Annotated in this window: 18 protein-coding genes; 14 read left to right on the forward strand and 4 right to left on the reverse strand. The window is 58.1% G+C overall.

The window, feature by feature from the left end; all coding sequences use genetic code 11:
* Together EPE01S_RS02550 and flk are read left to right on the forward strand one after the other, a co-directional pair.
* On the forward strand, positions 1 to 876 hold the full coding sequence (locus EPE01S_RS02550; protein WP_062742989.1) for a DMT family transporter: 876 nt from the start codon (positions 1 to 3) through the stop codon (positions 874 to 876).
* Positions 877 to 1,002: 126 nt separating this feature from the next.
* Positions 1,003 to 2,061 (forward strand): flagella biosynthesis regulator Flk, encoded by a 1,059-nt coding sequence (flk, locus tag EPE01S_RS02555; protein WP_062742990.1) that lies wholly within the window; start codon positions 1,003 to 1,005, stop codon positions 2,059 to 2,061.
* Between the two features lie 49 nt (positions 2,062 to 2,110).
* On the opposite strand, the gene EPE01S_RS02560 is transcribed toward flk, so the two are convergent.
* Both EPE01S_RS02560 and EPE01S_RS02565 read right to left on the reverse strand, forming a co-directional pair.
* The gene (locus EPE01S_RS02560; protein WP_062742991.1) at positions 2,111 to 3,559 is read right to left on the reverse strand and encodes a sugar porter family MFS transporter; all 1,449 of its coding nucleotides are present in this window, start codon (positions 3,557 to 3,559) and stop codon (positions 2,111 to 2,113) included.
* 118 nt (positions 3,560 to 3,677) lie between these two features.
* Positions 3,678 to 4,130, reverse strand: coding sequence for a rhodanese-like domain-containing protein (locus EPE01S_RS02565; RefSeq protein WP_062743106.1), 453 nt, complete (start codon positions 4,128 to 4,130; stop codon positions 3,678 to 3,680).
* An 89-nt stretch (positions 4,131 to 4,219) separates the two neighbouring features.
* Here EPE01S_RS02565 and pdxR point away from each other — a divergent pair, with 89 nt between their 5' ends.
* On the forward strand, positions 4,220 to 5,647 hold the full coding sequence (gene pdxR / locus EPE01S_RS02570; RefSeq protein ID WP_062742992.1) for a MocR-like pyridoxine biosynthesis transcription factor PdxR: 1,428 nt from the start codon (positions 4,220 to 4,222) through the stop codon (positions 5,645 to 5,647).
* On the opposite strand, the gene EPE01S_RS02575 is transcribed toward pdxR, so the two are convergent.
* A complete protein-coding gene (locus EPE01S_RS02575; protein ID WP_062742993.1) occupies positions 5,628 to 6,821 on the reverse strand; it encodes an MFS transporter in 1,194 nt (397 codons plus the stop codon). The two genes, pdxR and EPE01S_RS02575, sit on opposite strands and share 20 nt — an antisense overlap.
* A gap of 200 nt (positions 6,822 to 7,021) precedes the next feature.
* Here EPE01S_RS02575 and EPE01S_RS02580 point away from each other — a divergent pair, with 200 nt between their 5' ends.
* The 10 genes from EPE01S_RS02580 to EPE01S_RS02625 all read left to right on the forward strand — a co-directional run bounded on the left by EPE01S_RS02580 (position 7,022) and on the right by EPE01S_RS02625 (position 16,822).
* Complete coding sequence (locus tag EPE01S_RS02580) at positions 7,022 to 7,711, forward strand: hypothetical protein (RefSeq protein WP_062742994.1); 690 nt, start codon at positions 7,022 to 7,024, stop codon at positions 7,709 to 7,711.
* Positions 7,712 to 8,170: 459 nt separating this feature from the next.
* Positions 8,171 to 9,157, forward strand: a complete 987-nt coding sequence (locus EPE01S_RS02585) for an autoinducer 2 ABC transporter substrate-binding protein (RefSeq protein ID WP_062742995.1) — start codon at positions 8,171 to 8,173, stop codon at positions 9,155 to 9,157.
* Between the two features lie 51 nt (positions 9,158 to 9,208).
* The gene (locus EPE01S_RS02590) at positions 9,209 to 10,708 is read left to right on the forward strand and encodes a sugar ABC transporter ATP-binding protein (RefSeq protein ID WP_062742996.1); all 1,500 of its coding nucleotides are present in this window, start codon (positions 9,209 to 9,211) and stop codon (positions 10,706 to 10,708) included.
* Positions 10,701 to 11,687, forward strand: coding sequence for an ABC transporter permease (locus EPE01S_RS02595; protein ID WP_062742997.1), 987 nt, complete (start codon positions 10,701 to 10,703; stop codon positions 11,685 to 11,687). Before EPE01S_RS02590 ends, EPE01S_RS02595 begins: the two co-directional genes overlap by 8 nt.
* 1 nt (position 11,688) lies before the next feature.
* Positions 11,689 to 12,642 (forward strand): ABC transporter permease, encoded by a 954-nt coding sequence (locus EPE01S_RS02600; protein ID WP_062742998.1) that lies wholly within the window; start codon positions 11,689 to 11,691, stop codon positions 12,640 to 12,642.
* A gap of 14 nt (positions 12,643 to 12,656) precedes the next feature.
* On the forward strand, positions 12,657 to 14,294 hold the full coding sequence (locus EPE01S_RS02605) for an FGGY-family carbohydrate kinase (RefSeq protein WP_062742999.1): 1,638 nt from the start codon (positions 12,657 to 12,659) through the stop codon (positions 14,292 to 14,294).
* Positions 14,291 to 14,893, forward strand: a complete 603-nt coding sequence (locus EPE01S_RS02610) for a KpsF/GutQ family sugar-phosphate isomerase (protein ID WP_062743000.1) — start codon at positions 14,291 to 14,293, stop codon at positions 14,891 to 14,893. The genes EPE01S_RS02605 and EPE01S_RS02610 overlap by 4 nt, the downstream gene beginning before the upstream one ends.
* Positions 14,894 to 15,356: 463 nt before the next feature.
* A complete protein-coding gene (locus EPE01S_RS02615) occupies positions 15,357 to 15,884 on the forward strand; it encodes a CbrC family protein (protein ID WP_062743001.1) in 528 nt (175 codons plus the stop codon).
* A 239-nt stretch (positions 15,885 to 16,123) separates the two neighbouring features.
* A complete protein-coding gene (locus tag EPE01S_RS02620) occupies positions 16,124 to 16,396 on the forward strand; it encodes a YceK/YidQ family lipoprotein (protein ID WP_062743002.1) in 273 nt (90 codons plus the stop codon).
* Between the two features lie 54 nt (positions 16,397 to 16,450).
* Positions 16,451 to 16,822 (forward strand): MmcQ/YjbR family DNA-binding protein, encoded by a 372-nt coding sequence (locus tag EPE01S_RS02625; RefSeq protein ID WP_062743003.1) that lies wholly within the window; start codon positions 16,451 to 16,453, stop codon positions 16,820 to 16,822.
* 58 nt (positions 16,823 to 16,880) lie between these two features.
* On the opposite strand, the gene fabB is transcribed toward EPE01S_RS02625, so the two are convergent.
* Positions 16,881 to 18,104, reverse strand: a complete 1,224-nt coding sequence (fabB, locus tag EPE01S_RS02630) for a beta-ketoacyl-ACP synthase I (RefSeq protein ID WP_062743004.1) — start codon at positions 18,102 to 18,104, stop codon at positions 16,881 to 16,883.
* Positions 18,105 to 18,259: 155 nt separating this feature from the next.
* Between fabB and mnmC the strand changes: the two genes are divergently transcribed.
* Positions 18,260 to 20,257 (forward strand): bifunctional tRNA (5-methylaminomethyl-2-thiouridine)(34)-methyltransferase MnmC2/FAD-dependent 5-carboxymethylaminomethyl-2-thiouridine(34) oxidoreductase MnmC1, encoded by a 1,998-nt coding sequence (gene mnmC, locus EPE01S_RS02635; RefSeq protein ID WP_062743005.1) that lies wholly within the window; start codon positions 18,260 to 18,262, stop codon positions 20,255 to 20,257.
* Positions 20,258 to 20,359 lie beyond the last annotated feature (102 nt).

Here is a 20,359-nt window from a genome sequence, read left to right on the forward strand (position 1 = left end):
ATGAGTTTTATGTTTCCCCTGCTGGCGGTGCTGATCTGGTCGGTTAACGCCATTGTCAGCAAAATGTCGGCTGCCGCGATCGATCCGGCGGCGATCTCCTTTTACCGCTGGCTGCTGGCGCTGCTGGTGCTGACTCCATTTGCCCTGCCTGGCGTCTGGCGTCACCGCCAGCAGATCGCCCGGTCGTGGTGGAAACTGCTGGTGCTGGGCCTGCTCGGCATGGTGCTGTACCAGAGCCTGGCCTACTATGCGGCGCACAGCGTCAGCGCCCTGTTTATGGGCATTCTGAACGCGCTGATCCCGTTGCTGACGGTGTTGTTAAGTGTGGTCGTCATGCGGCTGGCCCCGACGGTGGGCATCCTGCTGGGCAGCCTGCTTTCGTTCTGCGGCCCGGTCTGGCTGGTCAGCGCCGGTCAACCTGCGCAGCTATTGTCGCACGGTCTGGGCAAAGGGGAGATGATGATGTTTGCCGCTTCGGCTTCTTATGCCCTGTACGGCGTACTGACCAAGCGCTGGGCCATTCCGCTACCCAACTGGCAGAGCCTGTGGGTGCAGATCTTCTTCGGGGTGCTGTTACTGACACCCAATTTTCTGATGGCACCGGACGTGTCACTGAATGCGCAGAATATTCCGTTAGTCCTGTTTGCTGCCATCCCGGCGTCGGTGATCGCTCCCTTCCTGTGGATCCAGGGCGTCATGAGGATGGGGGCCAGCACCGCCAGTATTTTTATGAACCTGGTACCCATTTTCACCGCGATCATTGCCGTCACCTTTCTGCATGAATCGCTGCACAGCTACCACTTTATTGGCGGAGGGATCACGCTGGCAGGAGTGATCCTTGCCCAGCGACTGCGTATTCCCCTCTCACGGCAATAAATATCGTATAAAGGGGCGCGATTGCGCCGTCGGCTCTACCTATCATGGGGCGGGGTTGTTATCATAGTGGATGACTACTCTGCTCCGGCGCTCCCCGGACGTTGACTTTGACTGAAGGACTTCGCCATGCAACCTATAAGCGGCCCCGGCGCGCCGTTACCCGGCGATCGCCCGACGATCGATGCCCCTCCCGGCAGTGTACGCCCGGGTAGCCCTGCGGGCACCACCGCCGCGGGCGAACAGCCTTTAACGCCTGCCCAGCGCACCACGCTGGAACGCCTGATCGTCAAAATTATGTCGCTCAGTTCGCTGAAGTCGCCCGAATTGTGGGCGGGTCTGCGCCATGAAGTGGGAGTGAAAAATGATGCCGGTTTACAGGCGCGTCATTTCCCGCCTGCGGAACAGTTTCTGAATACCCGCCTGTCGCAGGTGCAGAACACGCACGCCACGCGTCAACTGCTGCAACAGCTGACCGACCTGCTGCCGACCGGCAATAACCGCCAGGCGGTGAGCGATTTTATTCGTCAGCAGTTTGGCCACACTGTACTCAGCTCCCTCAATCCTGACCAGATGCGTCAGGTACTGACGATGCTGCAGAATGGTCAGATGGCCATCCCCCAGCCGCAACAGAACCGCGTCACCGACCGCTCCCTGCTGCCTGCGGAACATCAGACGCTGAACCAGCAAATTTCACGCCTGGCGGCAGCCACCGGGGAACAGCCGGTCAAACTGTGGGCCTCGCTGCTAAAAGTGGTCAACCTGCACAGCGGCGACCCGATCCCCTCGCGCTTTTTTCCGCTGATGAACCAGTATTTACAGACCAGCCAGACCCTGAGCCAGCACGCCGCACCGACGCTCCATCTGCTGACAACCACGCTGAAACAGCCGCCGGATGCGGGAGAACAGCGAATGCTGGAAGACTACAGCCAGCAGCGCTTTAACGCCACGCCGCAGACCCTGTTGACCCCCACTCAGACCCAGGATCTGCTCAACCAGCTGTTCAGCCGCCGCGCAGAACGCCTGCAGGAACAGCCGCTGGCCGACAGCGAACTGAATCCGCGCCCGGTCACCGTCCCGCTGTGGGGTGCACTGCCGCCCGTTCTGCAGCCGCTGGCCAACCGTCCGGTATTTACCGCGTTCGCCGTGCTGCTGCTGCTGGTGCTGTTCCTCTGGATGCTGTTTTAATTCAGACGGTTTTGCCGGCCCGGAGGTTCCCGCTCTGAGCCGGCCTGTTCTACGCCGTCGCTTCGCTGACCTTGTTTTCGCCAAATTTGTCACGCATATGCTGCTCAATCTCCTCCAGACTTTTCCCGCGTGTTTCTGGCAGCATAAAGGCCACGAAGGCCAGCGAGCCGATATTAATAATGGCGAAAATAAAGAAGACCTTACTGCCGGCAAAAGCCATCAGCGGCGGGAAGCCGAAGGCCACCACTGCATTGAAGATCCACTGCATGGACACCGCAGTGCCGGTGAGTGCGCCGCGAAGCTGCATAGGGAACAGTTCTGACATCAGCAGCCAGTACACTGGCGAGATGCACATCTGCATAAAGAACAGAAACAGCAGGATCAGCCCCAGCGCCAGATAGCTTTGAGTTAATCCGACCGGAACCAGCGTCATGACCAGCCCCAGCAACACCTGAGCAGCAATCACAAAAAACAGCCCGGTCATCAGCATCTTCCGGCGCGGGAAGCGGCTGACGGCCCAGATCCCGACACAGGTTGCCAGCACCGAGACCACACCATTACCGATGGTTGCCGCAATGGCGGCACTGGTACCGAGGCCGGTGGATTTAAGAATGATCGGCGTGTAATACATAAACCCATTAACGCCGGTAAACTGGATCACAAAACCCAGCCCTGTGCCGGTTAACAGCAGACGTAATACCCATTTCTCCCGGATCAGGGTGCGCACGTCTGGCCCGCGCTCCGCTTTCCGCGCCTGTTTTTTCATTTCATTCATTTCCTTACGTACCTCACGCGGCGTTTCGCGCAGGTATTTCAGGATGTTCTTCGCTTCCTTCAGCCGCCCTTCTGCCACCAGCCAGTGAGGCGAGGCAGGAACAAAAAAGGTGCCAATAAACAGCAGCAGACCGGGGATCATGGCAATCGCCAGCATATAGCGCCACAGATGTTCATCGTGAAGCAGGTAGCTGAGTAAGGTACTGGCCACATAAGCCACCAGTTGCCCGGTGACGATCATCAGTTCATTGCGGCTGACCAGCGGTGCCCTTAATTTAGGCCCGGCGATTTCAGCAATAAAGACCGGAACGGTGGCCGAACCGCCGCCGACGGCAATCCCCAGCAGGAAACGCATGGCCACCATCACAGGGACGGAAGGGGCGAGGGCCGTGCCAAGGGAACCCAGAACAAACAGCACGGCCAGGCTGCGCAAGGTGAGCCGACGGCCAAATTTGTCCGAAAAAAAGCCGCTAAGGAAAGACCCCAGTGCAGCGCCGAACACCAGCGATGACGCTACCAGCCCTTCGGTAAAGGAAGTTAACCCCAGCCCGCCCTGTGCGGCAGGCGCAGACATATAGGGCAACGCCCCCGAAATAATGCCGGTGTCGTAGCCAAAGGCCAGCGCGCCCATCGTGGCCACCAGCACCACAAAGAAAATGCGTTGTCTGACGGTGACTGCGCGCTCAGTCTCATCACCCGATGAGTCAGCAGATGTTGTGTTCATATAATCCCTGAATAAAAAGAAAGGCCTGTGACGCTCACACGGCTTGTGAAATCGCTTACACGGTGAGTCGGGCTAAAAGTGTAGACTCCGTCACAGTTTTCGCCAATTTATCAGGAAACTAACAGCCGCAGTCGTGCAGGCCCGGCTCTTCCGGCCAGTGACCGGGTTCATTGCCTTCGGTGACCGGATGGCTGTCGCGACGCCAGAAATCCAGCCCGCCAATCAGTTCCTTCACTTTCAGTCCCGCAGACGCCAGCTTCCAGGCACCTTTGGTCGAGCCATTACAACCAATGCCATCGCAGTAAGTGATATAAACTGTCTCGCGATCCCACCCGGCCAGCGTGTCGGCATTCATCAGCCGATGGGGAAAGCTTAAGGCACCGCAGATATGCCCGGCATGATACTGCTGCTCAGAGCGGGTATCGATCACCACAATTCCGGCGATCCCCCGGGAGAGATCCTGAGCGACATCCCAGGCATCGGCATAGTGCGCCAGCTTATCGTGCAGCCATGACGCACTCTGCTGGGGAGACGGCGGGGGAAATTGTAAAACGGCGGAAAGCTGACTCATGGAAAACTCCTCGGGATCATTAAGGTTGCCATCATAAAGTGAATGGGTCTTAATCATAAGACCCATTTCCTTGAGATGATAAGACCACGATGACCGCCACTTCTGTCCCCTTCCCTGCCCTGTTTTCCCGGCAGAGGGCCGCCACGCTTCGAGAAAAAGTGTGCACCATGCTGCGTCAGGCCATTGCCAGCGCCGTGCTGCCCGCTGGCGCGCGCCTGCCCTCGTCACGCGTACTGGCCAGCGATCTCGCCCTGTCCCGTGTCACGATTGAAGCCGCCTATAGCCAGCTGGAGAGCGAGGGATATCTGTCGCGACATAGCGGACGGGGCACGTTTGTCGCCATCGCGCCTTCCCCGGTTGTGCGTGGGCCGCAGCCTCCTTCTCCGGCGCTCTCCCTGTCGCTGCGCGGAAAGCAGATCGTCAGTAGTGGTGGCTGCGAAGATCCCCTTTACCCCCGGGCTTTTGCATCAGGTTCACCCGATTTACGTGCTTTCCCCCAAATGCTATGGCGCCGTCTGACGCAGCACCGTCTGCGGTCGGGTGAAGCACTGATGCGTTATGGCGATCCACTGGGGTTGCCCGACCTGCGCCAGGCGGTGGCTCACTATCTGGGTCAGTCACGCGGCGTGCGCTGTAACGCTGACCAGGTGGTGATCCTGACCAGCTCGCAGCAGGCGCTACAGATGATTGCCCTGCTGCTGTGCGATGCGGGCGATCGGATATGGATGGAAGATCCGGGCTACCGGGGGGCATGGCATGCTTTTTCCAGCGCAGGCGCGCAGGTGACCGGCATTCCCACCGATGATGAGGGCGCGGTTATCATTGAAGCCCCTTTGCCTCGCCTGGTTTATCTGACCCCGGCACATCAGTACCCCACCGGCGTGACGATGAGCATGCAGCGGCGTCAGGCATGGCTGGCGTGGGCACATCAGCATCAGCGCTGGCTGGTGGAGGACGACTACGACAGCGAGTTTCATTACGATGGACGTCCGCTGCCCGCTCTTCAGGGGCTGGAAGAGAGGGCTCGGGTTCTCTATATGGGTACGTTTTCCAAAGTACTGTTTCCGTCGCTGCGGCTGGCGTATCTGGTAGTGCCCGACGCACTGATTGATCCGCTGCGCCGACTGCGCAGCGTGATGGACGGCCACAGCGCCCAGCTGATGCAGGCGGTGACGGCTGACTTTATCCAGCACGGACACTTTGCCGCCCACCTGCGGCTGATGTGCCAACTGTACGCCAGCCGCCGTCATCTGCTGATTGATCAACTCAATAATAAGCTGGCGGATCGCCTGGTCCTGTTCCCGCATCAGGGCGGGCTACAACTGACGGTCGGTCTGAAAACAGGGGGAGAAAAACGGCTGACGCAGGAGGCCGCGCAAAACGGGCTGCTGCTGCCGCGACTGTCGCCGCTGTATCAGCAGCAGCGCGCGCAGGAAGGCTGGCTACTGGGGTTTTCGGCTCTACAGCCTGCCGAAATCGTGCAGGCAGCAGGTAAACTCAGCCGTCTGCGCTACTGACGGTCGTGCGCGAGAAACTGAAGGTGATCGCTATGCCCGCCAGCGCACAGACCGTACCGGCAGCAAATACCGCTCCGTAGCCCATCGTCGTGGCCAGCACGCCCGTTAGCGGCCCGCTGACGCCGTAGGCGATATCCTGAAATGCCGAAAATCCGCCCAGCGCGGTACCGCGTACCTGCGGAGCCACGCGCCTCAGCACCTCCACGCCCAGCGCCGGGAAGACCAGTGAACAGCCGCAGCCGGTCAGTGCCGCGCCCGCCAGCGCCATACCGCCACTGGTCGCCCCTGCCAGTAGCAGCAGGCCGCAGGCCTCAACCGCCAGAGAGATCAGCGCAACGCGAATACCTCCGAGACGATCCGGCAGTCCGCCAAACAGCACGCGAACCAGCACAAAGGCCAGCCCAAAAGCGGTGAGGGCAAAACCGGCATTGCCCCACTGCTGGTCAGCAAAATAGAGCGACGTAAAGGTACCGATCACTGCGAAACCGACCCCCTGTAAGGCCAGCGCCAGACCCGGCCGGGTAATCAGGCCCACCACCTTCCACAGCGAAGGGCGCTGCCCGCCATGGACGGGCACGCCGCGGATACCGACATTGAACAGCAGCGCCACCAGCGGCAGCAGCAGCGTGGCCACACCCAGCGCCTCAAAGCCCCACAGGCTGTGCAGCCACAGCCCCAGCGGAGCACCGGCGGCCAGCGCACCATAAATGGCCATGCCGTTCCACGACATTACCTGTCCCCCGCGCTTAGGCCCCACCAGGCCCATCCCCCAAGTCAGGTTTCCGGTCAGTAACTGGCTTTCACCAAAGCCCAGCAGCAGACGGCCGGCCACCAGCAGGCCAAACTTCCCCATCACCGGTAACGGCAGCAGCGCCGCAAGAAGATAGGCAACGCCTACCAGCGCCAGCGCCAGCATCCCCTGCAGGGTCGACCGCTTCGCCCCGCGCTGGTCGGCCAGCCGCCCGGCATAGCCACGCGTCAGCAGTGTGGCAAAGAACTGTACACCCACCGCCAGTCCCACCATCACATTACTCAGCCCCAGTTCACGGTGCACATACAGAGGGATTACCGGCAGGGCAAGGCCCGCCGTGAGGTAAGTAAGAAAAACAGCAAAGGCAATACGCGCCAGCGCACGTGTCCCCTGCTTTGGGCTGACATCTGAAAGGGTGGACATGGTGAACGTCTCCTGGTAACACCTGCGGCACAGCCTGTGCCGCCGATCCGGTCTGGATGAAATTTTATTTTCAAAGGAATACACCGTGGCTAAACAGCAGCGAAAAGGTTTTATCCCCCTCAATAGGGCAAAATGCCCTTCGTGAGTCAGCCCGGTGTCGTTTATTATCACGGCAACATGGGTTATTCGGGAATAAGAAATTGAAAACAGGAGCTATCGCATTCACGCTTTCCGCACTGCTGGCCAGTACCTCTGCCTTTTCTGCCGAAGAGGAGAGCTGTCGTAACGGCTTTTTCCCCGGCTACCAGGGCGAGTATCACCAGGCGGAAATTCGCGCCGGGGCCGGTCAGGTGCATTTCTATGATGATATGAACGGCTGCCCGGAAAAAGGCAAAAGCTGTGCACGGAAGGCCTGGCTGGTGCCGGGCAACAAGGTGCTGGTCGCGCAAACCAAACCCGGCTGGAGCTGCGTCTGGTATTTTGCCAAAAAACGCGATTTTACCAGCTGGATCCCCTCTGCCAGCCTGAGCCCAATCCCGACCCGCACCGTGCAGGAAGCGGACTGGCTGGGACGCTGGCTGCCCGTCGAAGGTAATAATGTGATTACCCTCTCCCGCCGTGGTGGCCGCCTGCACGTCAGCGGTAACGCAGACTGGCACGGGGGTATCAACAGCTACGGTGAACAGGTGGTGCATGTGGGCGAAATTGACGATGACGCCACGGTGAAGGGAAACCGTCTGACCTTTGGCGTGCCGGACTCAACGACGTATGAGTGCGGCGGCGAAATGCTGTTGGTTAACGGTAACCTTATCGTGCGCGACAACAGTAACTGCGGTGGGATGAACGTGCGCTTCGATAGCGTGTATCGCCTGGCAGAAAAGACGAAATAGCCGGCAGTCCATTGCACCGTGAGGAAGATAACGAACCTGGACTGACCTTCTGTAATTAAATTACGTTTCTCCCCTTCTTTTTTTTCGTTCACCTCGGTAAAAAATGAGGGGGAAATCGCGAGGACTCTCGCATTATGCGCACATCACAGCCTGAATCTCGTCCTGGTTGCCGCTCTACGAAGAAGAACGCCCCGACCAACCAGCCACCTTGTTAAATAAAAGTTAACAAAAATAAAAAGAAACAAATAAATAACATTTTAACGTCGTAAAAAAACAACAATGACATCCATTTAAACAAAAATTTAACCATATTTAACACTATTTTTAACATTAAAAGTTAGCGATCACACTTCTGCCTTCTGCTCAACTCTTCACCAAAATCTTCTTGCTATCTTGTTCCGGTGGTCAATACCACCTCTTACCTGACAAAAACAACGAACCGGATAACAAGGTACTGCTATGAAATTTAACCTCTCGTTACTCAACGCCTGTGTCGTCTCTGCCTGCATGTTGTTCGCGACTCCTCTGCTGGCCGCAGAAAAACATGATATCGCCGTGGTAGCCAAGGTGACCGGTATTCCCTGGTTCACCCGTATGGCTGTCGGAGTGGATGAAGCCGCGAAAAAACTGGATGTTAACGCTTACCAGGTCGGCGGATCCACCGCTGACCCGGCGCAGCAGGTCAAGGTGATTGAAGACCTTATCGCCAAAAAAGTCGATGCGATTATCGTGGTACCGAACGATGCCAAAGTGCTTGAGCCGGTACTGAAAAAAGCACGCGCTCAGGGCATCGTGGTCCTGACCCATGAATCCCCGGACCAGCCGATTGGCCAGTGGGATGTCGAGACCATCGACAGCGTCAAATATGCTGAAAAGAACATGGATGAACTGGCCAGCAGCATGGGCGGTAAAGGCGGCTATGCCATCTATGTCGGTTCCCTGACCGTGCCGCTGCACAACGCCTGGGCGGATGCGGCTATCAAATATCAGAAAGAAAAATACCCTGATATGCACGAAGTCACCTCGCGCCTGCCAGTGGCGGAAAGCATTGATAAATCTTACGCCACCACACTCGACCTGATGCGCACCTACCCGGATCTGAAAGGCATAATCGGCTTCGGTTCACTCGGCCCGATTGGTGCCGGACAGGCGGTGAAGAGCAAACGGGCGAAAAATAAAATTGCCGTCGTCGGCATTGCGATGCCAGCCCAGGCGGCCCCCTACCTGGCCAGCGGCGATATCAAAAAAGCCCTGCTGTGGGATCCGAAAGATGCCGGGTTTGCGCTGGTCAGCCTGGCGGACCAGCTGCTGGACGGCAAGCAGGTCACGCCGGATCTGACCATTGACGGGCTGGGTAAAGCGGATGTGGATATGGAGCACCATGTGATCCGCTTTAACCGCATCCTTGAAGTGACCAAAGATAACGCGAAATCCCTCGGCTTCTGATCGTATCGGGCCAGTCTCTGCTGGCCCTGTTCCACACCAGGGTACTGAATTATGTCCACGCAAACACCGTTTATCTCACTGGAAAATATCAGCAAATCCTTCCCGGGTGTACGCGCCCTGGATGCGGTTACGCTGACGCTTAACCGGGGTGAAGTACACTGTCTGGCCGGGCAAAACGGCTGCGGAAAAAGCACGCTGATCAAGGTGATCTCCGGGGTCTACCAGCCGGACAAAGGATCGCATATCAGCATTGACGGTAAGCTGCTGACCCACTTAACACCGGCCCTTTCTGCCTACTACGGCATCCAGGTGATCTATCAGGATCTCTCTTTGTTCCCGAATCTGTCGGTGATGGAAAATATCGCCGCCCATCGCTATCTGCCGGGCGGTAATTTCTGGGTCAACCGCCGGGCAATGCGCCAGCTGGCGCAGGAGACCATGGCGCGCATTGGCGTACAGCTTGACCCGTCGCGCAAGGTTGAAAAACTGTCGATAGCCGACCGCCAGCTGGTGGCTATCTGCCGCGCGCTGGCTGCCGATGCCAGCCTGGTGATCATGGACGAACCTACCGCTTCTCTGACCCGCCATGAGGTTAACGGCCTGCTGCGGGTGGTCAGTGAACTGAAAGCCGCCGGGATCTGCGTGGTGTTCGTCAGCCATAAGCTGGATGAAGTGATGGAGGTCTCTGACCGCATCAGCGTCATCCGCGACGGCAAACTGGTCGGCACCTATGCCGCCAGCAAGCTGGACAGCGATGAACTGGCCTGGCTGATGACCGGACAGCGCTTCAGCTTCAGCCACCTGCCGGAGCGCGCCGACCGCAGTGACACTCCGCTGCTGGAAGTGCGCAACCTCTCACGCCGCAACCAGTATCAGCAGATCAATTTACAGTTAAGAAGGGGCGAAATCACGGCCATCGTCGGCCTGCTGGGCGCCGGACGCACTGAACTGTGCCTGTCACTGTTTGGCATTACCCGGCCCGACAGCGGCGAAATCATCCTTGACGGTAAGCCGGTGAAACTGCGCAGCAATCGCGATGCCATCCGCCACGGCATTGCTTACGTCTCGGAAGACCGGCAGACCGAAGGGCTGATCATGACGCAGTCGATCTTCGATAACCTGCTGGTGCCGATCTTCCCGCACCTGCGCAACCGCCTGGGGCTGATGGACCGTGATGAGGCTCGCCAGCGGGCATCAACACTGATCCGCGAGCTGAATATCAAAGTCTCCGACAGTCAGCTCGCGGTTCAGACCCTGTCCGGCGGTAATGCGCAGCGCGTGGCGATCGGTAAATGGGTCGCCACCCGGCCGAAGGTGCTGATCCTTGACTCTCCTACCGTCGGCGTCGATATCGCGAATAAAGAGGGGATCTATCGCATTGCCCGTGAGCTGGCCGAGTCCGGTATGGCGGTGCTGATGATTTGCGATGAGATCCCGGAAGCTTACTACAACAGCCACCGCGTGCTGGTGATGCGCAAAGGTGAGCTGGTCGCCAGCTTCGCCCCGCATCAGTGCCGCGAAGAGGAGATTGCCGGGGTGGTCAATGAATAACAAATTACGACATCTGGCCAGCCAGCACGAGTTCTGGCTGGGGATGCTGATTGTGCTGCTGGCGCTGGGCCTCAGCCTGCGTACCAGCGAGTTTCTGACGCTCGGCAACCTGACCGACGTTGCCACCAGCTACGCCATCCTCGGCATTCTGGCCTGCGGTCTGTTTGTGGTGCTGATCGCCGGAGGGATTGATATCTCGTTCCCGGCCATGACCGCCATTGCACAGTACGTGATGGCCAGCACCATGTTGGCGCACGGTGGCAACCTGTTCAGCGCCTTCGCGGTGGCCATCGCCTGTGGCCTGCTGTTGGGAATGCTCAACGGTCTGCTGGTCTTTCTGCTGCGGGTCCCGGCGATCATTATCACCATCGCCACGCTGAACCTGTTTTACGGACTGCTGGTCTGGACAACGAACGGCACCTGGCTTTACGGCTTCCCCGACTGGTTTATGAACGGCATTAACTGGTTCTCCTTCACCGCCGCCGACGGCTACGAATATGGCCTGACGCTGCCGTTACTCTGCCTTCTGGCGGTTTTCATCCTGACCGGGGTGCTGATGAACTTTACCCGCGTCGGGCGGCAGATCTACGCCATAGGCGGCAGCCGCGAGTCGGCGTCACGTCTTGGTATCAACCTGCGCAGCCTGCATCTGGCGGTATATGGCTATATGGGCGTGCTGGCCGGGGTGGCGGCCGTTGTTCAGGCGCAGACCACGCAGTCCGTTGCCCCCAACTCACTGGTGGGCTACGAGCTGACGGTGCTGGCGGCGGTGGTGCTCGGCGGGACCAGCATGAGCGGTGGACGCGGTACGCTGACCGGTACCCTGCTGGGCGTGCTGCTGCTGGCTTTTCTGCAAAACGGCCTGACGCTGCTGGCGGTGTCGTCCTACTGGCATATGGTGTTTAGCGGCATCATTATTCTGGTCAGCGTCAGCGCTACGGCCTGGAATGAAAAACACCAGCGCGCAAAGGGGAACTGAGATGCAAACGTTACTGAATAAACTACCGGGCGACCGCATTATCCGCCTGCAGGTCCTGATGCTGGTGGCGGTACTGGTGCTGTTCTCACTGACGCTGGGCGGACGCTTCTTTAGCGTCGGTAACTTCCAGTCAATCGCCAGCCAGCTGCCGGTGCTGGGGCTGCTGGCACTGGGTATGGGCGTCACCATGCTGACGGGCGGCATAAACCTGTCGATCATCGCCAGCGCTAACGCCTGTTCGCTGCTGATGGCCGCACTGATTGTCGCCCACCCTGATCAACCGCAGTGGATAGCCCTGGCGCTGCTGGCCGGACTGGCACTCGCGGTGGCCATTGGCGTGGTGAACGGCGTACTGATTGCGGTGATTGGTGTGTCGCCGATTCTGGCGACGCTGGGCACCATGACACTGATTGCCGGGCTGAATATCCTGCTGTCTGACGGGGCAGTGATCTCCGGCTTCCCGCCGCTGATCCAGATGCTCGGCAATGGCGATATTGCCGGCGTGCCGCTGTCACTGCTGCTGTTCCTCGCCGTGGCCGCCCTGATGTGGCTGCTGCTGGAACGCACCACGCTGGGACGCGCCATTTTGCTGCTGGGCAGTAACGAAAAGGCCACGCGCTTTAGCGGGGTCAACACCACCCGCGTGACGATTGTGGTGTATATCCTGTCGGCGCTGATGAGCTGGGGAGCGGCGCTGCTGATGATGTCGATGTTTAACTCCGCGAAAGCCGGCTACGGCGAGTCCTGGCTGCTGGTGACCATCCTTGCCTCCGTGCTGGGTGGCATCAATCCTGACGGCGGGTTCGGGCGCATTCCCGGCCTGATCCTGGCGCTGATCGTGCTCCAGATGCTGGAAAGCGGACTGAACCTACTGGGGGTGAGCAGCTACCTCACTATGGCCCTTTGGGGTGGTGTACTGATCCTGTTTATTGCGTTGCAACATCGCAGAACCTGAGACTGAGGATAAAAATGTCGAGCTATTATATTGGTGTGGATGTGGGAACCGGCAGCGCCCGTGCGGGCATTTTTGATGTTACCGGGCGCATGATGGGCCAGGCGAGCCGTGAGATCGCGCTGTATCGTCCGCAGGCCAACTTTGTTGAACAGTCTTCTGACAATATCTGGCAGGCGGTTTGCCAGTCCGTGCGCGACGCGATTAATCAGACCAATATCAATCCGGTGCAGATTAAAGGGCTGGGTTTTGATGCCACCTGTTCGCTGGTGGTGCTGGATAAAGAGGGCCAGCCGCTAACGGTCAGCCCGTCCGGGCGCAGCGAGCAGAATATTATCGTGTGGATGGATCACCGCGCCATTGTTCAGGCGGAACGTATCAATGCATTAAAACACCCGGTACTGGATTATGTCGGCGGGGTGATTTCACCGGAGATGCAGACGCCAAAACTGCTGTGGCTGAAGCAGCATATGCCCGCCAGCTGGCAAAACGTCGGCCACCTGTTTGACCTGCCCGACTTCCTGACCTGGCGTGCCACCGGTGATACCACCCGCTCGGTCTGTTCGCTGGTCTGTAAATGGACGTGGCTGGCGCATCAGGACGGTTGGGATGCCAGCTACTTCAGACAGATTGGGCTGGAAGACCTGCTGGAGCACGATGCCGCGAAAATGGGTAGCGATGTCAAAAGCATGGGCGAACCGCTCGGGCGTGGCCTGACGCAGCGAGCGGCCAGCGAGTTAGGCCTGCTGCCCGGCACGCCGGTCAGTGCCTCTATTATCGACGCCCATGCCGGGAGCCTGGGAACGCTGGGCGCTGCCGGGCCCTCTGGTGAGCTGGCAGACTTTGACCGCCGCATTGCGCTGATTGGCGGGACATCCACCGGGCATATGGCCATCTCCCGCGAGCCGCGCTTTATTAAAGGGGTGTGGGGGCCTTACCTCTCAGCGGTGCTGCCTGACTTCTGGCTGAACGAAGGCGGACAGTCCGCCACCGGGGCGCTGATTGACCATGTGATCCAGTCACACCCCTGCTATACCCAGCTACGTGAGCAGGGGCAGACGCAGGGCAAGACCATTTATGAGGTTCTCAATGCCCTGCTGCGCGAGATGGCCGGTGACGCGGATAAAATCGCTTTTCTGACCCGGGATATCCATATGCTGCCCTACTTCCACGGCAACCGTTCGCCCCGCGCCAACCCGAACCTGACCGGCATCCTGACCGGGCTGACGCTGTCGCGCACCCCGGAAGATATGGCCCTGCACTACCTGGCAACCATTCAGGCCATTGCCCTTGGCACCCGACATATTATCGAAACCATGAACCAGACCGGTTACAGCATTGACACCATTATGGCCAGCGGCGGCGGCACCAAAAACCCTCTCTTTGTGCAGGAGCACGCTAACGCCTCTGGCTGTACCATGCTGCTGGCGGAGGAGAGCGAATCGATGCTGCTGGGCAGCGCAATGATGGGCACCGTAGCGGCAGGCGTCTATGACACCCTGCCGGAAGCGATGAACGCCATGAGCCGCATCGGCAAAACCGTGACGCCGCAGACCAATGAGATCAAACGCTATTACGACCGTAAATACCGCGTTTTCCGCGAGCTGTATCACGACCATATGAAATATCAGCAAATGATGCAGGAGGAGAGATGACTCCCGGGCAGAGCTGGCAACAGGCCTGCGCAGGCTGGAAAACCTACCGTCAGGCGCTGGATGCCCTGGAAACCCAGCTGGATCGTCAGCAGTGGCTGGCGGTACTGGACGCCCTCGCCACCTGTCGCGGCAAAATTGCTGTGACCGGGATCGGTACCTCCGGCATTGCGGCACGTAAAATCGCCCACATGCTGTCGTGCATTGAACACCCGGCGATCTGGTTAAGCGCCGCCGATGCCGCCCACGGTGATATCGGTTTTCTGCGCCACGACGATATTGTGATTATGCTGTCACGCGGCGGCAACTCCGATGAACTCACCCGGTTGCTGCCGACGGTAAAAACCAAAGGCTGCACGCTGATTAGCGTCACGGAGAATGCGCACTCAGCCATCGCTCTGGCCGCCGACCGGCTGCTGCTGATGCCAAAATCGCAGGAGATCGATCCGCTGAATATGCTGGCTACCACGTCCATTATCAGTGTGCTGGCGGTGTTTGACGCAATGATCGCAGTGCTGATGTCGCAGAGTGGCTACAGCAAGGAGACGCTGCTGACCGTGCATCCCGGGGGGAATGTGGGGAAGGTGTTGCGGGAGGAGTGACCCTGAGGGATCTCCACACATTTTTAGTCGCTAATCGTTCAGCTTCAGGTCTGGTGCCAGTTTGAGCACGCCGGATCGGCAACGTTCACATCCATGCGGGCCTCGTCACGCGGCGTCCCTGCCGCGTGACGTCCGGCTTACCTCAAACTGGCCCCATCCCCGCAAGACCGTGTTCGCTGTAGGTTTTAAACCCACACCGCACTCCGTTTTCCTGTAGGGGTGGACCTTTTTCCGGTCGACCCGGGCTGGTTTCAACAGGCTCACAAACAAGGAGCATCGGGGCAATATGTTTCAATATTGAAGTCTCAAAGACATCATTCATCAACTCTTCTGCCTCAGGATCATCAAAGTTCATACTGTCGGTGGTGTGACCCTATGAATTTACTCTACAGGTTCATTGATAAGGTGTTCTCACGGATAACGATGCGATATTATCCGTTAATACCTTTATGGAAGCCCTCATATGAACAGGTCGTTACCGCAGTTTACCTACCTCAGCGATGACTTCACTCGCAATGTGTTTATTCAACAATCCGCCACGTGCCACTGCTGTGGTAAAGACACTGAACACCACTATAACGGCACCATATACAGGGTCGGTGACAGCGATATCACCCTGTGCCCGTGGTGCATCCATGATGGCAGCGCAGCCGCTAAGTACGCCTGCAGTTTTAACGATCTTTATGATGAAGCACTTGATGATGCCATCGCGGCGGAAGTTTGCGAACGCACGCCGGGTTACAGTTCCTGGCAGGATCAGAGTTGGGTAACTCACTGCAACGATGCCTGCGTTTATCACGGCGATGCCAGTGCGAAAGACGTTGCCGAAGCCAGTGCAGAAACTCGCCAGAAGTGGATGAGCGATTACGAAATGGATGAAGACAGCTGGTCACAGATGATGGCAGGCTACCAGCCAGGTGGCGATCAGGGTGTTTATAAGTTTGTCTGTCGCCATTGCGGACTGGTGAGCTTTAACTGGGATTATTCCTGATGGGATAATCCCGGAAGGAGATGCAATAAGATATGATGGGTATCTCTGTACCGGGGAATTATCTTTAAAAATGAAGATTGGCTTAAGAGAATATTCAACTTCCCTGCAACGTCCTCTGAAATTACTCGCTAACCCAGAAGGCCTTACAGGCAATCAACGCCGCATCCCGCACGTTTGATCCTCCTTCTGCCGGGCCTTTCCCCTACCCTGTTAACGGTATTAAAACAGGGACGTGAATTATGCTCAGAAAAATCGGCCTCATCTGCGCCATGCTGCTGCTCTGCGGCTGTGCCACCATCACCAGCCATACCGTCGGTAATAACCCGAAAAATTCGTTTTATGCGGGTACGCAGCTCGACTACCACACGCTGCACGACTGCTTCTGGTGCTGGCTGGATCTGCCCGTGTCGATTGTCGGGGACACGCTGATGCTGCCTTATGATACCTGGCACTACTACCACACCCCGGAAACTCCCGCTAAGACAAAGAAATCGTCAGCGCCAGTGAAGTAAGCGCGCCCTTTGTGCTAGCCTGCGGGAAGAACATTATTCCGAAGGAGAGCGACAATGGATGGAGAGCAGATACAGAACATTGCCAGACAGGTCGCGGGTGAGCAGCCGGAGGCGGAGCTCTGTTATCCGTTTGGCCCGGAGTATGAGGTATTTAAGGTACGCGGCAAGATATTTGTCCTGATGTCACAGGTACGGGGTGAACGTATAGTCAACCTCAAGTGCCGCCCTGAAGAGGGTGAACTGCACCGGGCCATCTACGACAGCATCCATGTGGGCTACCATATGAACAAACGCCACTGGATTTCGATTTATGCCGGTGAAAAGATTACGGAAGGATTAGTCAGGCAGTTGGTGCAGGAGTCGTACGATCGGGTGGTTGCCGGCATGCCAAAACGGCTGCGCCCGCTGGCGCTGCGGGAAAAGTAGCCGACAAAACAAAGGGGCGACCTTAGTCGCCCCTTTGTCAGCACGGCAGGATGGCAAATTATGCCAGCTTGCGCATCACCAGCGTGGCGTTGGTTCCGCCGAAGCCGAAGCTGTTAGACATCACGGTGTTCAGCTTACGTTCAGTCGGCTGAGTCACGATATCCAGGCCTTCTGCCGCGGGGTCCAGCTCGTCGATATTGATGCTTGGCGCAATAAAGCCGTGTTCCAGCATCAGCAGGGAGTAGATGGCTTCCTGCACGCCTGCGGCACCCAGCGAGTGGCCGGTCATCGCTTTGGTAGCCGACATTGCCGGCGTTTTGTCCGGGAAGACAGCACGGATAGCGCCCAGTTCCTTCACATCGCCTACCGGCGTAGAGGTACCGTGGGTGTTCAGGTAGTCGATAGGGGTATCCACACCTTCCATCGCCATACGCATGCAGCGCATTGCGCCTTCGCCTGACGGCGCTACCATGTCAGCACCATCAGAGGTAGCGCCGTAACCCACGATCTCAGCATAGATGTGAGCACCGCGCGCCAGCGCGTGTTCCAGCTCTTCCACCACGACCATACCGCCACCGCCGGCGATAACAAAGCCGTCACGGCTGGTATCGTAGGTACGGGAGGCTTTTTCCGGGGTTTCGTTATATTTGGTCGACAGCGCGCCCATGGCATCGAACTCACAGGACATTTCCCAGCACAGCTCTTCGCCGCCGCCAGCAAACACAATATCCTGTTTGCCCAGCTGGATCTGCTCTACCGCGTTACCGATGCAGTGTGCAGAAGTGGCGCAGGCAGAACTGATAGAATAGTTGACGCCATGAATTTTAAACGGCGTAGCGAGGCAGGCAGAAACGCCGGATGCCATGGCTTTGGTCACCATATAGGGACCTACGCCGCGCAGACCTTTAGCGCGCATGCCGTCAACGCTGGCGGCCTGATAGAACGGTGAACCACCGCCTGAACCGGCAACCAGACCCACGCGAGGATTATTCTGGTACTGCTCATCGGACAAGCCAGCATCTTTCACCGCATCCTGCATGGAAAGGAAAGCATAAATGGACGCATCGCTCATAAAACGCAGCATTTTGCGGTCGATACGGGCTGAAATATCGTCTTTCGTTAACTTAACGTTACCCCAGACGTGACTACGCATACCGGAATCTTTCAGTTCCTGCGAGAAGGTAATACCAGAGCGTCCTTCGCGTAATGATGCCAGAACTTCCTCTTGGTTATTACCAATACTGGAAACGATCCCTAGGCCAGTAATCACAGCACGTTTCATTCAATACCTCTTTCACTTCTAATTAGGATTCGAGAGGCACTCTAGCGTACAGTTGTACGCCGAACAAGTCCGATCAGCATTTTCCTTGTGTAAATTTGCGTAGGGTCAAGCACCTCGTTAAAATCCCGCCACTGCCTGAGCAATGAGCCTTTGCCGTGAAAACCGCACCAATAGAGTACGCAGAGCTACGCTGGAACGATCAGGGTACACCTGTATCCCGAGAATTTGATGATGTCTATTTCTCTAACCAGAATGGTCTGAAAGAGACCGGCTACGTTTTTCTTGACGGCAACCAGTTGCCGGAACGTTTTGCCACTCATCCGCGCGATCTGTTTATCGTAGCCGAAACCGGTTTCGGAACGGGTCTGAACTTTCTGACGTTGTGGCAGGCCTTTGATACCTTCAGCGCCAGCCAGCCAGACGCCAGACTCCAGCGCTTACATTTTATCAGCTGTGAGAAATTCCCGTTAACGGTCAGCGATCTTGAGGCCGCACACGCCAGCTGGCCACAGTTAGCCGATATCGCGCACCAGCTGCGGGCGCAGTGGCCCCTGGCGCTGCCGGGCTGCCATCGTCTGCTGCTGGATGGCGGGCGCATCACGCTCGATCTGTGGTTTGGCGATATTAACCAGCTTATCCATACTTTTGATGACACGCTCAATCAGCAGGTGGATGCCTGGTTTCTGGACGGCTTTGCGCCGGCGAAAAACCCGGATATGTGGACGCCGGCGCTGTTTGAGTGCATGGCCCGCCTGGCTCGTCCCGGGGCAACGCTGGCGACCTTTACCGCTGCCGGATTCGTCAGGCGCGGGCTGATTGAGGCCGGGTTCGAGGTCAGCAAGCGCAAAGGCTTTGGCGAGAAGCGTGAAATGCTGACCGGCCGCCTGCCAGCAGCGGTACCTTCCTCTGCACGAACCCCCTGGTATGCCCGTCCGTCGGCGGAGGGTGAGGATATTGCCCTCGCGGGTGGCGGTATTGCCAGCGCACTGCTGGCGCTGGCCCTGTTGCGGCGCGGCAAGAAAGTCACGCTTTACTGCGCCGATGACCGCCCGGCGCAGGGCGCGTCCGGTAACCGCCAGGGGGCGGTGTATCCGCTGCTGAACCCGCATGATCCGGCGCTGACACAGTTCTTTCCCACCGCGTTCACCTTCGCACGCCGCGTTTACGACCATCTCGCTCTGCCCTTTGAACACGACTGGTGCGGCGTTACCCAACTGGCCTTTGATGAAAAAAGCGCAGATAAAATCAGCAAGATGTTACAGATGGCATTGCCGGCTGCGCTGGCATCCGCGCTGACCGTTGAAGAAGCGGAGGCACTGTGCGGTGTCACCACCGGCTGCGGCGGGATTGCCTATCCACTGGGCGGCTGGCTCTCTCCGGCGGAGCTCACCGCTGCACTGTGGCAACGGGCAGAGCAGCAGGGAGCCACGCTTCACTGGCAGCAGGCGATCGTACAGATGCTGCCGCATCCGTCGGGCTGGCAGTTAAGCTTTACCCACCAGCCTGACGTCACGCACCGCAATGTGGTACTGGCCACCGGTCACCGTCTGACGGATTTCATACAAAGTGAAAAGCTACCGGTTTATGCGGTGAGCGGCCAGGTCAGCCACGTACCGACCACCCCGGCCCTGTCATCCCTGAAACAGGTTCTGTGCTACGACGGCTACCTCACTCCGGTCAGCCCGCAGTTCCAACAGCACTGCATCGGCGCCAGCTACCATCGGGGCGACACCGCTACTGACTACCGTGATGATGATCAACAGGAAAACCGGGCGCGGCTGCTCCGCTGTCTTCCCGATGCCGCCTGGCCAGAGGATATTAACGTCAGTGACGGTGAAGCACGCTGCGGCGTACGGGCCGCCACGCGCGACCATCTGCCCATGATGGGGGCCCTGCCGGATTACGAGGCCACCCTGCAACAGTACGCCACTCTGGCACAGCAGGCGCAGGCAGCACCGGCACCGGTTCATACCGGGCTGTTTGTGCTGGGAGCGCTCGGCTCGCGCGGATTATGCAGCGGCCCGCTGGCTGCAGAAGTGCTGGCCGCCCAGCTCTGTGGCGAACCGATCCCACTCGATAACGCAACACTGGCCGCCACCAGTCCCAACCGGTTCTGGATACGTAAGCTGCTGAAGGGGAAATCGCTGAAGTAAGAATTATCTTTGTTGAAAAATGCTTATACCACTAAATAACGTTACTAAATCGCACTAAATAGCATAATATTTCATCCTTGCCCCTGAACACGTCAGGGGCAT

It is taken from the genome of Erwinia persicina NBRC 102418, from assembly GCF_001571305.1.
In the GTDB taxonomy this organism is placed as follows: domain Bacteria; phylum Pseudomonadota; class Gammaproteobacteria; order Enterobacterales; family Enterobacteriaceae; genus Erwinia; species Erwinia persicina.